At 45.9% G+C, this 14,285-nt stretch carries 13 protein-coding genes and 2 tRNA genes; all 15 read right to left on the bottom strand.

The window, feature by feature from the left end; genetic code table 11:
• Nucleotides 1-160 precede the first annotated feature (160 nt).
• Nucleotides 161-940 carry a DUF92 domain-containing protein gene (locus tag N7U64_RS08720; protein WP_318929408.1) on the bottom strand — a complete coding sequence of 260 codons (780 nt, stop codon included), beginning with the start codon at nucleotides 938-940 and terminating at the stop codon, nucleotides 161-163.
• The gene (locus N7U64_RS08715; protein ID WP_318929406.1) at nucleotides 931-1,479 is read right to left on the bottom strand and encodes a 5-formyltetrahydrofolate cyclo-ligase; all 549 of its coding nucleotides are present in this window, start codon (nucleotides 1,477-1,479) and stop codon (nucleotides 931-933) included. Before N7U64_RS08715 ends, N7U64_RS08720 begins: the two co-directional genes overlap by 10 nt.
• A gap of 61 nt (nucleotides 1,480-1,540) precedes the next feature.
• Nucleotides 1,541-1,690, bottom strand: coding sequence for a 50S ribosomal protein L33 (gene rpmG / locus N7U64_RS08710; RefSeq protein ID WP_012369771.1), 150 nt, complete (start codon nucleotides 1,688-1,690; stop codon nucleotides 1,541-1,543).
• Between the two features lie 104 nt (nucleotides 1,691-1,794).
• Nucleotides 1,795-3,978, bottom strand: coding sequence for a glycoside hydrolase family 57 protein (locus N7U64_RS08705; RefSeq protein ID WP_318929403.1), 2,184 nt, complete (start codon nucleotides 3,976-3,978; stop codon nucleotides 1,795-1,797).
• A 39-nt stretch (nucleotides 3,979-4,017) separates the two neighbouring features.
• Nucleotides 4,018-4,755: a DUF4912 domain-containing protein gene (locus tag N7U64_RS08700; RefSeq protein WP_214765921.1), complete on the bottom strand. Its 738-nt coding sequence runs from the start codon at nucleotides 4,753-4,755 to the stop codon at nucleotides 4,018-4,020.
• 107 nt (nucleotides 4,756-4,862) lie between these two features.
• On the bottom strand, nucleotides 4,863-5,525 hold the full coding sequence (phoU, locus tag N7U64_RS08695) for a phosphate signaling complex protein PhoU (RefSeq protein WP_012369768.1): 663 nt from the start codon (nucleotides 5,523-5,525) through the stop codon (nucleotides 4,863-4,865).
• A gap of 17 nt (nucleotides 5,526-5,542) precedes the next feature.
• On the bottom strand, nucleotides 5,543-6,319 hold the full coding sequence (gene pstB / locus N7U64_RS08690; RefSeq protein WP_051524104.1) for a phosphate ABC transporter ATP-binding protein PstB: 777 nt from the start codon (nucleotides 6,317-6,319) through the stop codon (nucleotides 5,543-5,545).
• Between the two features lie 100 nt (nucleotides 6,320-6,419).
• Nucleotides 6,420-7,328 carry a phosphate ABC transporter permease PstA gene (gene pstA / locus N7U64_RS08685; protein WP_012369766.1) on the bottom strand — a complete coding sequence of 303 codons (909 nt, stop codon included), beginning with the start codon at nucleotides 7,326-7,328 and terminating at the stop codon, nucleotides 6,420-6,422.
• Between the two features lies 1 nt (nucleotide 7,329).
• On the bottom strand, nucleotides 7,330-8,271 hold the full coding sequence (gene pstC, locus N7U64_RS08680) for a phosphate ABC transporter permease subunit PstC (protein ID WP_012369765.1): 942 nt from the start codon (nucleotides 8,269-8,271) through the stop codon (nucleotides 7,330-7,332).
• Nucleotides 8,272-8,366: 95 nt separating this feature from the next.
• On the bottom strand, nucleotides 8,367-9,311 hold the full coding sequence (locus tag N7U64_RS08675) for a PstS family phosphate ABC transporter substrate-binding protein (protein ID WP_214765923.1): 945 nt from the start codon (nucleotides 9,309-9,311) through the stop codon (nucleotides 8,367-8,369).
• Nucleotides 9,312-9,536: 225 nt separating this feature from the next.
• Nucleotides 9,537-11,609, bottom strand: a complete 2,073-nt coding sequence (locus tag N7U64_RS08670; protein WP_318929400.1) for a penicillin-binding protein 2 — start codon at nucleotides 11,607-11,609, stop codon at nucleotides 9,537-9,539.
• A 138-nt stretch (nucleotides 11,610-11,747) separates the two neighbouring features.
• Complete coding sequence (locus N7U64_RS08665) at nucleotides 11,748-12,356, bottom strand: superoxide dismutase (protein WP_318929398.1); 609 nt, start codon at nucleotides 12,354-12,356, stop codon at nucleotides 11,748-11,750.
• 93 nt (nucleotides 12,357-12,449) lie between these two features.
• The gene (locus tag N7U64_RS08660; RefSeq protein ID WP_318929396.1) at nucleotides 12,450-13,910 is read right to left on the bottom strand and encodes an alpha-amylase; all 1,461 of its coding nucleotides are present in this window, start codon (nucleotides 13,908-13,910) and stop codon (nucleotides 12,450-12,452) included.
• Nucleotides 13,911-14,040: 130 nt separating this feature from the next.
• Nucleotides 14,041-14,114: transfer RNA gene (locus N7U64_RS08655), tRNA-Ile, on the bottom strand.
• Between the two features lie 11 nt (nucleotides 14,115-14,125).
• Nucleotides 14,126-14,199: transfer RNA gene (locus N7U64_RS08650), tRNA-Met, on the bottom strand.
• Between the last annotated feature and the right edge of the window lie 86 nt (nucleotides 14,200-14,285).

Below are 14,285 nucleotides of genomic sequence, written 5' to 3'. Positions count from 1 at the left end.
TCCACCTTTCTGATAGGTAATTTAAAAGTTTGTTAACTATCTCACAATTAGATTGTAACATCTTTCACAAAGTTTAGGAATTAATGAAATCGTTCACATCTTGTCTAAATTGTGTCAATAATATCCTAACATAAGGAAAAGTGACATCTTCCATTTCAACTTACCACATTCGATGCCCTATAAAACCAATCATTCCGGCTAACGTACTCGATAAAAAGTTGACGGCGTCATTCCCGAGCCATTTCCACCCTTTTAAATAAAGGGTCGGTTGGTCGTGGTGCCGGCGTTTCTCCGTTTCTTTCGAACAGACGACACACCGGAATTTCCGCTGGACCGTCCCCCCGAATACGGTATCAAGCAGACTACCTATGATGCCGCCTGCTGCGATCAATAGCCACGTCCCCGTTGGTAAATCAAACAACAGGTCTCCCGCTGTCGCAATAAATAGGGCGCCGACGATCGTTGCCGATGTCCCAAGAAACGAAACGGCACCGCTCGTCCCGGCCGGTACACGCCGTCCCGTAAACAGGAAAGGATCTTTTTTTGATAACGGACCGATTTCAGAAGCCCATGTGTCCGCATTGGATGCTGCAAGGACAACCAAAAATAAGACGAGAAACGACGTGTGTTCTGTCCAACTGAATCCTATGGAAGCTAACGCTGCGATGCCTCCGTTTGCAAGAACCTGCCAGCCGTCACGCGGTCCATCTTTTTCGACGATTTGATCCACTGATTGTTTTCTCCGTTTCCCGAGTTTCGATAACAAACTGGAACTGCCAAAAAAGAGCATTAACATGACAAGTCCGGGGTATCCGAAACCAGCAAGGACAAGCGAACCGACGACCACCGTAAAGAGACTGCCGCTGACGGTCAGTAGACGGAACCGGTAACCGATATATCCGAGCAGCAAACAAAATACGACACCGTATATTACCGACATACGATGACCTTAGACTCGGTTACGATTTTTTGGACCGGTTGATCAAACGGTTCCACCTCAAAATCAGAAACGAGCTGACAGTCAAACGTAACCGCTACCGTATGCCCCGGGTAGTCAGTTAATGCCCGGTCATAAAAACCGCCGCCCCATCCGATGCGGTATCCTGCACGTGTGAAAGCCCGTCCCGGAACAAGACAAAGATCGACTGAACGCAAAGATTGCTCGTTCGCCTGGTCATCCGGTTCACGAATACCCATCTTCGTTTCAATTAACGGACTGTTCGATACGTATTCAAAAAATTTCATTTCCTGTTGTATGACTTTCGGAATGACCACCTGTTTTCCGAGTTGCCAGGCTTTTAAAACAATCGGATCCGTCGCACATTCATTACGAAACGACAGTGTGACAGCAATCGATTGAGCATTTTTCCACTCCGGTAATTCAAATAACTGATCATAAATCTGCTTTTGCTTTTGTTCCCGGTTTTCCAACCGGTTTAACTGATCGGTGATCCATCGCCGGATTTCCTGCTTTTCCATTCTGCCAATCCCCCTTATTCAACAAAAAAGCCATCACACAAGGTGACGGCTTCCATCTCAATTATTTTACTTCACGGTGAAGTGTGTGCTTACGGAGACGTGGGTTGTATTTCTTCAACTCAAGACGCTCTGGGTTGTTACGCTTGTTCTTCTTAGTGATATAAGTACGGTCACCAGTTTCAGTGCAAGCCAAAGTAATTTTAACGCGCATGGGATTCCCTCCTATCTAGCTCTCGATGTATCAAGTATTTTTGCTTTACATAAGGTTAAGCATACTCAAGTATCGTACCAAGAAAGGAAGTGAATTGCAACTGTTCATCCGTTCTTTTTTGGATTCATCATATGCTGGTATGGATTTTCAAGGTCCACCTGGAATGTACGCAGTTCTTTTGCGACATGATAATCCTGTTCGATCCCGTTTCTCGCTTCTTCTCGTTCGAGATAAATGACGTCCGAATGACGTAATGCTTCGCCTTCCAGTCGTTTGATTGCTACGACCAGTCCGCCTGTTCCTGACGGAGAACGTTCGCTTTCCAAGTCATACACGTTGCTTACAAGTGGCAATCCGTTCATTTCCGCAAACGATTGGGCTGCTGAAGCCGTCTCCATATTAAAGTTATGGACAAGACGGAACTCGACGATTTTATTCAACGCCTGCGCTTGACGCAAGACTGCCAAATTTAAGCCGGCCAATTGATTATACGTCTGAACGAGCGGTAGACCATTAACTTCGACAGAATAGACATGGATACCATCCTCATGTCGATAGCCCGTCGCGCCTGATGTGATGACGTACACATTTTCACCGGATGCAGCTAATCGTTTTGCGTATTCTGCAACCGGACGATTCGGATCATCATATTGAGTGGTCACAAGTAAAACGGCCTCACTGTTCCATGATGCTTCCCGTTGAACCGCCACGTAGTAATCGTGCGGCGTCAAGAAGACATCCGGTTCAATGTCTGTATCGGCGAGGAACGGGTATTCTGCATACCGTTCTTCCAACCAATCCAGTGTCAGCTCTTGTGCATCAAGGCGGCGTTCCGTCTCTTCAAAACGTTTGATGTGTTCACGGAAGCGGTTCGCTGCATACTGTGCTGTCGTCTGTCCGTCAAGAATAAACGGCCAGTCACTCGAAACGGCAAGCAGATACTCCCGAATCAATTGACGTTTGGCTTTCACCGTCAGCTCATCCTGATGACGGTTACGGGCAACGACGCCTGCCAACCGTTTTTCAAGTTGATGCAGATGACGGATCATCCAATCATTCCGCTCATTGATCCAGACATCGGCATAACCTTTACGTCCCCATGTTCCCATCGCAACATGAACCGTCTCGATATCCTGGAAGTGACGTTCTAAGAACATCGCCGGAGAAATCGACTCGATACCGTAATCTTCGAATCGTTCCATCGTTTTTCCGAGGAAGTCCGGACCCTCAAACCACCAATGTCCGAATAACTCGGCATCGAATGGTGCCGTGACGAGGAATGGCGGGAAATCTTGTCCGCTCTGCTCATCTAAATGGTTCGCAAGTGCTTCCGCAAAATCGTTCGCATGGACATCCGTCCGTTTCCAGGCCCAATCACGGACATAATATTCTTTTTGGTCCGACTCGCCCGTTACCCGGTGAAGTTTTAAGCCCGTGTCGTAACGAAGTCCTTCCGGATGCATGAATTCAGCAATTTGATCCCATTCCCGGTCATATGCGAGATCACGATAAAACTCACGGTAATCCGGGTGTCCCGGATAACCGATGACTGAACTCCAAATCCGGCCCGAGATGATTTGATCACGCGGGAATAAAGCGACACCATGCGGTGAATAAACCGGTGCTCCGATACCGTGTTTCGGCGCAGGATCAGCATTCAGGATCGAATGTTCGTCAACGAAGGTGTAACGGATACCTTCTTCGTACATGATTTTATCAAGACCCGGCGTATACGCACATTCCGGCATCCAAAGACCGGTCGGACGATAACCGTAATGGCGTTCAAAACAGTTTAAACCTGTCTGAATTTCAGAACGTGCCGCTTGTTCCGACAGCATGTGCGGACTGAATCCGTGTGTCGCGGTACAAGTCATCAATTCGAGATAACCTTGTTCCTTGTAATGACGGAAAGCATGGTTTAAGTTACGTCCCCAGTGTTCGAACGTCACTTTTAAATCATGATAACGTTCTTTGTAAAAGAGTAAGGCATCGCGCTCTTCTTTCACCAAATCACGTTGTAACTCCTGTTCGATCAATCGTAACGTATCTTCCAGATGCTCGACATAACGATCTTGAATGAGCGAGTCTGCCAACATCTCGATGACCGGTGGGGAGATACTGATCGTCCAGCCAAGCGGACGCTCCAAGCGGTCAATTTCCCATAGTAATGGAATATACGTTTCTGAGATGGCTTCGTACATCCATCTCTCTTCTAGACGATGGGCTTCCTGATGTCGGATGTATGGTAAATGGGCATGTAAAACAAGTGAAAAATAACCTTTGCGCATGTCTGTTCTTCCTCTCCTTCTGCTGTCTATCTATTTTCTTCAGCGAATCCGATCAAAATAGGAGTATGGACGTAATACTTCCACCCATTCCGGCTGCTCGACTTCTCCATACTGCCAGCGCGCGACGACTTCTGAAAAACGTCCGTCTACGACAGGCTCGTCACGTGGTGTCTCGACCGGTTTTGACCGGAGGACAGGAAGAAAATCACCGTCGATTGTTTGAATGCCCCATTCGATGATGTATGTAGTATTTGGCATCAACGGACGGACAAACCATGTATTCGTCATTTCCGGCAGTTCAAATTGATAAGAACGGTTGACTTCACCTTTTTCATAATCCCGCAACGTCACATCAATGATGCGCATTTCTTTCCGGAACGAGTCGAATGATGCATGGTAATGTGTCTCAAGCATCTTTCGGGACAATTCAGACAATTCCCAGTAGACATAGACCGCTGTCGGAGATTGGACGATTGCATGGATGATGTCATCTTCATAATGAGTCGCCATTCCAAACGCATCCCGCTCTAATGAAGGGACAGCTGTTAATGCAGGTACGATTTCATTTTGTTTCGGAGCACTCACGGTTACGCCTGCCTTCTTCTTTTTAGGTTTAGCGACCGGAGTCGACTCTGTTGAAACTGCTTTATTTTCCGTTAATGACTTCCGGTATTTACTCCAGGCATATTTGACCTTACCTTCTGTCGATTCGATCTTTTCCGCAATTTGTTTGATTGTTAGTCCTTGTTCTTTTAATTTTATGATTTTTTCAAGCATTACCTATCACCTCTTTCTCTTTATTCACTTCTTTCTTATTCTACAAACTTGTTTCAAAATCCTTTACAAAAAAAGTAGGCCGAGGATTTCCCTCCAGCCTACTGTACTTAGCTATTTAAATCATAGTGCTTTCCTTTTGCCATGTAAATCAAATGCTCGCCGACGTTCGTTAAATGGTCACCCATCCGTTCGATGTACCGGCAAATATTCGTAAATTGCATGATTTCATCAACGACAACCGGTTGCAGGGACATATGCCGCATATATTGCCGCAATGCTTTGTACGTCGTGTCATCAATGATGTTATCGAGATCGGACAGTGCTTTTGCTTTTTCGATGTCACCGTCACGGTAGGCGACAATCGCGGTTTCCGTCATGTCGAGTAACGTTTCAAACGCTTCTTTTAATAACGAGATGTCAATGACGTAAGGGAACGTCTCGACCCGCAAGACGGCTTTTGAGATGTTACCCGCGTAATCCGCAATCCGCTCCAAGTCGCTCGCGATTTTCATTGCTGTGACCAACCGTCGTAAATCGGTGGCGACCGGCTGTTGTTTCGCAATCAGTAAAATTGCATCATCGTTGATCTCCAGTTCGAGTGCATCGAGTTCATTATCATTTTCGATGACTTTAAGCGCAATCTCACGATCATATTTTTCGAGGGCTTCTGCCGTCGTTGCGATCTGTTGCATTGTCTTTCGGGCCAATAAAAATACTTTTTGATCAAGTACTGCCAGGTTTTCTCCAAAAATTGTCCGGTTCGCTGCCATTGAAAAGTTCCTCCTTGTTATCCGAATCGTCCTGAAATATAGTCTTCTGTCCGTTTGTCACTCGGATTTGAGAAAATACGATCCGTTTGGTCAAATTCAACGACTTCACCGTTCAAGAAGAATGCAGTTTTATCCGAGACACGTGCTGCTTGTTGCATGTTATGCGTCACAATGATGATCGAATAATCTTTTTTCAATTCCTGTACCAATTCTTCGACTTTCAACGTTGAGATCGGATCAAGTGCAGATGTCGGCTCATCCATCAAGATGACATCGGGTTCGATTGCCAGGCAACGGGCGATACAGAGACGTTGTTGTTGTCCGCCTGACAGTCCATAGGCGTTTTCGTTCAAGCGGTCTTTGACCTCATCCCAAATCGCTGCCCCGCGTAAACTGCGTTCAACAATCTCATCCAGGATTTTTTTATTTTTGACACCGTGGACACGCGGTCCGTATGCGATGTTGTCATAAATCGATTTTGGGAACGGGTTTGGTTGCTGGAAGACCATTCCGACCGATGTCCGCAATTCTTCGACTTCGTAATCCTTATCAAAGATATTACGGCCGTGGTATTCGATGACACCGTTCGTCCGTACGATCGGAACGAGTTCGACCATTCGGTTCAACGTTTTGATGAACGTCGATTTCCCGCATCCTGACGGTCCGATGATGGCCGTCACTTCATTTTGTTTAATGTCCAGATTAACATCTTTCAAAGCATGATCATCACCGTACCATAGGTTCAAATCATTGACACGGTATACACTTTGTCGCGCAGCTACTGGTTGATTCATTGTTTTTGCCCCTTCTTTGGCTGGTTTTGTCGTCAGCTTCGTATCCATCATCTGTGTTCCTCCTTCATGATTCAGAACGTAATTCGTTATATAGGTGTGATTAGTATCGTTTTGAAAAACGGTTGCGGATCCAAATCGCCAGTGAATTCATCGTCAAGAGGATGACCATCAGGATGATGATTCCGGCAGCAGCCAGACCTTGGAAGTCAGCTTGCGGACGGCTTGTCCAGTTGTAGATTTGAATCGGTAACGCTGTAAACTCTGAGAAAATCCCTTCCGGTGCACGGGCGATGAAGATGGCAGCTCCGACCATGATGAGTGGTGCCGTTTCTCCGATGGCACGCGAGACGGCAAGGATGATTCCCGTGATGACGCCCGGAAGCGACGCTGGTAAAACGACTTTAAACGTCGTTTGCCATTTCGAGGCTCCGAGGGCGAGTGACGCATGACGCATCGCTTGCGGCACCGCACGAATTGCTTCTTGCGATGAAACGATGACGACCGGCAAGCTCATCAGCGCAAGCGTTAATGCTCCGGCGATCAACGTCGAGCCGAAGCCCATGTTCCGGACAAAAAAGGTTAAGCCGAGTAATCCGAAAACAATCGACGGAACACCCGCCAAGTTTGAGATATTGACTTCGATGAACGATGTCATGCGGCCTTTTTTCGCATATTCTTCCAAATAAATCGCTGCTCCGACACCCAAGATGAAAATCATCGGAATGATCAGGAGCATTAGGAAAATCGATCCCATCAGCGCAGGATAGATTCCGGCACGATCCGGCCGGCGGGATGGTGCATTTTGTAGGAAGTCGAGTGATAACCAGGCTGCTCCGTCACGAATGACACCAAAGAGCAGAATACCAAGTACGACTAAACCGAATAACAGTCCAATTAAGAATACGACTTTCGTGACATTGTTTACGACAAGACGCTGGCTGATTGATTTTTTCACAGCAGCAGGATCAATAAACTTTTTCTGTACAGGTTGTTTTTCTGGTAAGGCCATCTTAGTACTCCTCTCTGAAACGACGCGTGATCCAGTTCGCGAGTAAGTTCATCAATAGAGTAAAGACGAACAACAACGTACCGACAGCGTAGATACTGTAATATTCAATCGTGCCGTAACCGGCGTCACCGAGTGCAACTTGAACGATATAAGCCGTCATTGTCTGTACCGGCTCCAACGGATTTACTGCAGCCGTCGGGTTTGATCCACCTGCAATCGTCACGATCATCGTTTCACCGATTGCACGGGACATACCGAGAACGATTGAGGCAATGATTCCGGAAAGTGCTGCCGGAACTACGACTTTTAAAGCAACTTCGAGACGTGTGGAACCGAGTGCAAGCGCACCGTCACGAATCTTTTTCGGAACAGAACTCATTGCATCCTCTGAAATCGATGCAATCATCGGGATGATCATGATTCCGACAACGATTCCCGGACTTAATGCGTTATAAATCGCAAGACCCGGAATAAGTTTTACGAGTAACGGTGTAACGAATGTCAAGGCGAAGAATCCGAAAACGATTGTCGGAACACCTGCTAAGACTTCAAGAATCGGTTTGAGAACACGACGGGCGCGTTCTGATGCATACTCACTCAAATAAATCGCAGAAGTGAGTCCGATCGGCACGGCAACTAGCATCGCAATCACGGTAATTTCAAGTGTTCCGACGACAAGTGGCCAAATTCCGTACTCCGGTTGAGAGTTCAGCGGGTACCAGCTTGTGCTGCCGAAGAATTCTTTGAACGAAACAACTTCAAAGAAGTGTTCTGTTTCAATAACTAACGTGAGAATGATGCCGATGGTCGTAACGACGGATACGAACGCACAGAGAAACAATACGATCGGCATAATACGTTCCATGATGTTTTTCATACTAAATTTTTGTTGTCGGTTCTTTTGGATCAGCTCGCGAACCGATTTGTTTGATGATGGATTCACCCTTCTTCGCTCCCTACTTCATCATACCTACATAAGAACGGGGCCCCAAAAAAGGGAGATTCCCCTTTTTTCGGGCCGTCCTCGTGTAATGATGGTTATTTCATTGCATCTTCGATGGCTTTTGTGTTTTCATCGTAACGATCTTGCGGCATTTTGATATAGCCGACTTCTTCCGATAAGTCTCCAGCATTTTCATTTGTGAATTTAACGAAGTCCGCGACTTGTTTTTTGTCTTTCAACGACTTGTTGTTGACGTACGTATAAATTTCACGTGACAGCGGGTAAGAAAGATCTTTGATCGTTTCCGGTGTTGGATCGACTGCGTCTTTTCCTTCAGCCGAAAGCGGTACTTCTTTTAACTTATCTTTGTTTTCCGCGTAATAAGCGTATCCGAAGTAACCAATCGCACCTTTTGTTCCTTCGACTCCTTTGACAAGGACGTTATCATCTTCTGAAAGCTGAACATCTTTACGCATATCTTTTTTCTCAAGAACTTTTTCTGAGAAGAAATCAAATGTTCCGGAATCTTTACCCGGACTGAAGAATTTGATTGGTTCTGCTGGATAAGAAGAATCGACATCTTTCCATGTCTTCACATTCGGATCCAACCAGATTTTCTCTAACTGGTCGAGTGTCATTTCTTTGACCCATGTGTTCTCTTTACTGATTGCGACTGTTAATCCGTCGTAAGCAAGAGCTAATTTTGTGTATTCAATGCTATTTTTTTCAGCTTCTGCTGCTTCTTCTTCTTTAATTTCACGCGAGGCGTTTGAAAGGTCTGTTTCACCAACGACAAAACGTTTGAATCCGCCGCCAGTACCGGATACTCCGACCGTGACATCAACGTCTGGTTGTTCGATCGAATATTCTTCACCAACAGCTTCCATGATTGGGAAGACTGTTGAAGATCCATCAATAGCGATCTTTCCTGAAAGATCTGAAGAACTTGAAGAGCCGCCTTTGTCATTACCGCATGCCGCACCGACTACTGCGATTGAAGCTACCGTTGTGATAAGTGCTGTTTTTTTCATCCAAGACATGATTAATTTTCCTCCTCGAAGTATGTCGCTGGTCACGCTACGACTTTATATCCGTTTTCCTTACAAGACTTATACTACCGATGAACTATTAAACCAAAATGAATCCAACGTAAAAGAATTGTAAAGGCGTGTATTTCCGCGTTTACAAACTCAACTCCATTAGAAAAACAGGTCAATCCATACAAAAAAAAGCGAAGATGAGTTTCCTCACCTTCGCTTCACTAGTTAATTTGGCTTAGTCTGCCATGGAACGTCTTTCACATTAAAGTACGCTTTCACTAAATCATGACCAATTTTCGAGTTGACGGTTTCCTGCTCCATATATGGAAGGAACACGGCCCATGCCATCTCCGGATTGTCGTACGGTGCCCAGCCGACCAAGTTCGAGTTTAATGAACGAACCGGTTGTCCGCTGCCGTCCCGAAGCGCAATGCCGTCTTCGCCGTATACACTGACCTGAGCCGTTCCCGTTTTCGCTGCCGCATCAATGCCGGTTTGGGCGATGATTTTGGCTGTCCCGCGTTCCCCTTTGACAACGCGGTGGAATCCTTCGCGGACATGATCAATGTTCGCTTGACTGACTTCAATCCGGTTTAAATAGTTCGTTTTAAAGCTGTAATCGACTTTTTTCGTTTCGTCTTCAATCGAGTTCGAAGCCAAGACTTCTTTTAAGAAGTGCGGTTGCACCCGGTATCCGCCGTTTGCGAGTGTCGAAACATACTGCGCCACTTGAAGCGGTGTAAAAGCATCATACTGACCAATCACTCGGTCCATCAAGAGTGTGACACGGTCCGGCGTCCCTTGTACCCCTTTGGCTTCGTATGGCAAATCGATGCCTGTCGTCACACCGAGACCAAACTGACTGTAATAATTCTGCATAATCGCTGCCGCCGCATCGACGCTTGCACCGGCGACACCGTTACTCGGATATTTTGCCATCCGCATCGCAATGTTAAACATGTAGACGTTTGACGAACGCTCTAGTGCCGTTAAGTCCGTAATCGGTCCCATATTCACATACGATCCTTTTTTCGTACCACCAATCGTGATCGGTGCATCATTGATGACTTCGTTTTGACGGATAACGCCTTCTTCAAGTCCCATCGCGACCGTTGCCCCTTTAATCGTCGAACCGATTTGCAGGGAAGTCAACACGTTATTGATCGCAACATCACTGAATTTATTGGTTGCCGTATCGAGCTTCTGTCCGGACATGGCCAAAATCTCACCGGTTTTCGGATTCATGACAACGGCATATCCTTCTTTCAGATAACCGCTTCCCATGCCGCGGCCCATCTTGATCGCCTGCTGCAGGATCTGGTCAACTTGTTTGTTGTATTCTGCATCAACCGTTAAGACGAGGTCTTTTCCGGACTCGCCTTCTTCCCGGTTCGGCTCACCGACCGGTTCACCGTTAAACGTTTCATAGACATCGTATGCCGGTTTCCCGCGGAGCAGGTCTTCATACTGCTGTTCAAGGAATGACGTTCCGACCCGGTCATTTAAACTGTATCCTTTTGCTTTAAACTCCGCCTGCTGTTCAGCCGGAATTTTCGAGTACTTCCCGAAGATGTTCCGCAGCGTTCCTTCATACGGATAAGAGCGTTCATAAAACGGCTCCACCGATACACCTTTTAAATCTTCAAGGTTCTCATCGATAATCGCCATTTCCTTTGCGCTCGCTCCTAATTTAACGAGCTGCGGGTCAAGCGCATAACCGACTTCCATGTTGTGTTTGATAGCGATGATTTCCATCGTCTTATCATCAAAGTCGATATCTTTTTTCGTAATCGTATCGAGACGGATTTGATCCTGTTCCGAAATCGACAGCTTGTTCTGCTTTTCCGCATCTGGATAACGTTTTTCTACCGCCTGCTTATAGCGTCGATCTGATTCTTCACCGTTGACGGCTACCCAGTAATCTTTCATGTCGCGTTCCGTTACTTTCCAATCGCCTTTCGGAAGATTGATAATCGCCGCAAGACGAGAGGCGATTTCAATCCGTTCGTCGACTTTCGTATTTTGGGAACGACGGTAGACAATTGAATATTTCGAAATCGTATCGACCAACAACCTTCCGTCCCGGTCATAAATCTTTCCGCGCGGAACTTCATATTTCGATGCGATCATTTCCGTCTTTTGGACTTCCCGTGAAATCTTTTCACCATTCACAATCTGGACGACACCTAAGCGAAAGATTAAAATCGCAAACAATAAAAATACTACAAAAAACATTAAGTTAAGGCGAAGCGGCAGATGATTCCGCCGTTTTCCCTTCACCGTGATTCGTTTCGCCATGGCGTACTCCCCTATCGTTCAAAAAGTCATCTTGTTTCATTATATAGAAGGAAACTTTCCATAACAACCTATCCCATCATTTTCCGCATTAAAAAAAACATCGATTCCCAGAACAGGAACCGATGTTTAATCTCACGATTATTTTGCGTCAGCGTAAAGTTTTGCCACGTGATCCCAGTCAACGACGTTGAAGAATGCGTTGATGTAATCCGGACGACGGTTTTGATAGTTGAGGTAATACGCATGTTCCCAAACATCAAGTCCAAGAATCGGCGTTTTCCCTTCCATGACTGGTGTGTCTTGGTTTGGTGTTGAAACGACTGCTAATTTGCCGCCGTCAACGATAAGCCACGCCCAGCCTGAACCGAAACGTGTTGTTGCTGCTTTTGTAAACTCATCTTTGAATGCATCAAATGAACCGAATGCTTCATCGATTGCTGAAGCAAGTTCTCCAGTTGGAGCTGCTCCGTCGTTCTTTTTCAAGAGTTTCCAGAAGAACGAGTGGTTCCAGTGACCGCCACCATTGTTACGGACAGCTGTTTGAATGTTTGCAGGAAGTGAATCAAGGTTTTGAAGTAATTCTTCAAGTGATTTCCCTTCGTGCTCTGACCCTTCAAGTGCTGCATTCACGTTAGTGACATACGTATTGTGGTGTTTAGAGTGGTGAATCTCCATCGTACGAGCATCGATATGTGGCTCCAGCGCATCATAAGCGTAGCCGAGTTCTGGTAATTCAAATTTTGACATTTTCATGTCCCCCTTTATCCTATTTTCGGAATTTCAGTACTCTTTAAGACTAGCAAAAATAGTTGGTCAGGCGCAAGCAATGACCCTTAGAAATTACTGTTCGTCACGCGGGGCAAATACAGAGACACCGCCGCCCGGAACCGGGAAAACACCGAATCCTTCTTCATCGATTACAACAGGCTCTTCCTGGTGGTTTGTATAATCGAACCACTCTTCTCCGGCACGTGTTTCGCCGACGAACATCCGTTTTTCGCACATATCCGCATTTGAGAGCAGGACGGCACATCCCGAATTCGGGAATTCTTCGACACCACGGCGGACCCAGCCGACACAATGTGCATCATCCATATAATCTTCCTGTTCTCCGTATGCTTTATGGTAACGCGTATACAACAATGCATCGATCATCTCTTTTTTACCTTCGACCGGGTGCGGTCCTTGGACACCATAGTAGTCGCCATAGAAGACACATGGATAACCGTCTTTACGTAATAAAACAGAGGCATATGCATGTTGTTTAAACCAGTCATCAATCCATGACTCAAGCGATTCGCCCGGTTGGGAATCATGGTTATCAACAAATGTCACGGCATTCGTCGGGTGGGATTCGACGAGTGTATCCGCAAACAACGTCGTCAAATCAAAATCCTGTCCTTGTTGCGACGCTTCATGGAATTTATAGTGAAGCGGCACATCAAACAAATCAATCGTATAATCGACACTGTCTAAGAACTGGCGGCAGTCATCTAAGTCCGACTTCCAAAATTCGCCGACCATATAAAAACCGTCCGGATCGTCTCCGATCATTGACTTCGCGAACTCGTTGACGAATTCATAGTTGATGTGTTTGATGGCATCCAAACGGAAACCTTGGCAATTGATTGTTTCTTTAAACCAGTTTCCCCAGTTGATCATTTCTTGTCGGACTTCCGGATGATTGTAATCGATGTTAGCGAACATCAGATAATCATAGTTCCCGAATTCGTTGTCGACTTGATCGTTCCAATCTTTATTTTTACCGGAAATCTTAAAGACACCCGTTTTTTCTTCCCGTGCATCAAAATCTGTTCCATTAAAGAATTCATGTGTCCAGATGAAATCCGAGTATTTACCGTTTCGTCCCGGGAACGTAAACTTCGTCCAGGCCTCGATTTCAAACTCTTCTGAAATTTCTTTCGAACGGTCTTCCGGATGTACTTCCACGACGTTAATCGTTTCGAGCTCATCGGCTGCCGCTTTATGGTTCATGACGACATCGGCGTAAACGGCGATATCATTTTCATGTGCGACTTGAATAGCTTCGATCAACTCGTCTTTTGTTCCGTACTTCGTGCGGACTGTTCCTTTTTGGTCGAACTCTCCTAAATCATAGACATCGTAAATGCCATACCCTGTATCTTCATCTGATTGTCCCTTTGACGCTGGTGGAATCCAAACAGATGTGATGCCTGCAGCACGCAGTTCCGGCGCTCTCTCTTTCAAGCGTTGCCAATGCTTCCCATCATTCTCTACATGCCACTCAAAAAACTGCATCATCGTATGGTTACGTTCCATCTCTCTTCGCTCTCCCTTAAATTGCCATAGTATGAATATTATTGTATGAACATTATTACAATATCTTTAATATTCCCCAAGCAACCAAAAATAAACGCACACCCTAAAAAAAGAGTGTACGTTTATACAATGGACCCTGCAGGACTCGAACCTGCGACCGGACGGTTATGAGCCGTCAGCTCTAACCAGCTGAGCTAAGGGTCCTTAAGTAATAGTAGCGGCGGAGGGAGTCGAACCCACGACCTCACGGGTATGAACCGTACGCTCTAGCCAGCTGAGCTACACCGCCATGATGGTTAAAAACAACTAATATTAGATTACTAAAACCGTTCTGAAATGTCAATAAATTATCTTGAAAAAATAAAGAGGAATTTC

Origin of the sequence: Exiguobacterium sp. K1 (genome assembly GCF_033721435.1) — a bacterium.
Taxonomy (GTDB): Bacteria; Bacillota; Bacilli; order Exiguobacteriales; family Exiguobacteriaceae; genus Exiguobacterium_A; species Exiguobacterium_A artemiae.
Note: the sequence above shows the minus strand (reverse complement) of the source record. Positions and strands in the feature narration are given on the sequence as shown.

What these genes read in the sequence shown, in the direction of transcription:
- N7U64_RS08720 (WP_318929408.1), bottom strand. Translation starts at nt 940, where the DNA reads ATGTCGGTAATATACGGTGTCGTATTTTGTTTGCTGCTCGGATATATC.
- N7U64_RS08705 (WP_318929403.1), bottom strand. Translation starts at nt 3,978, where the DNA reads ATGCGCAAAGGTTATTTTTCACTTGTTTTACATGCCCATTTACCATAC.
- phoU (WP_012369768.1), bottom strand. Translation starts at nt 5,525, where the DNA reads ATGGCAGCGAACCGGACAATTTTTGGAGAAAACCTGGCAGTACTTGAT.
- N7U64_RS08715 (WP_318929406.1), bottom strand. Translation starts at nt 1,479, where the DNA reads ATGGAAAAGCAGGAAATCCGGCGATGGATCACCGATCAGTTAAACCGG.
- N7U64_RS08665 (WP_318929398.1), bottom strand. Translation starts at nt 12,356, where the DNA reads ATGTCAAAATTTGAATTACCAGAACTCGGCTACGCTTATGATGCGCTG.
- pstB (WP_051524104.1), bottom strand. Translation starts at nt 6,319, where the DNA reads ATGAATCAACCAGTAGCTGCGCGACAAAGTGTATACCGTGTCAATGAT.
- N7U64_RS08670 (WP_318929400.1), bottom strand. Translation starts at nt 11,609, where the DNA reads ATGGCGAAACGAATCACGGTGAAGGGAAAACGGCGGAATCATCTGCCG.
- rpmG (WP_012369771.1), bottom strand. Translation starts at nt 1,690, where the DNA reads ATGCGCGTTAAAATTACTTTGGCTTGCACTGAAACTGGTGACCGTACT.
- pstA (WP_012369766.1), bottom strand. Translation starts at nt 7,328, where the DNA reads ATGGCCTTACCAGAAAAACAACCTGTACAGAAAAAGTTTATTGATCCT.
- N7U64_RS08675 (WP_214765923.1), bottom strand. Translation starts at nt 9,311, where the DNA reads ATGTCTTGGATGAAAAAAACAGCACTTATCACAACGGTAGCTTCAATC.
- N7U64_RS08700 (WP_214765921.1), bottom strand. Translation starts at nt 4,755, where the DNA reads ATGCTTGAAAAAATCATAAAATTAAAAGAACAAGGACTAACAATCAAA.
- N7U64_RS08660 (WP_318929396.1), bottom strand. Translation starts at nt 13,910, where the DNA reads ATGGAACGTAACCATACGATGATGCAGTTTTTTGAGTGGCATGTAGAG.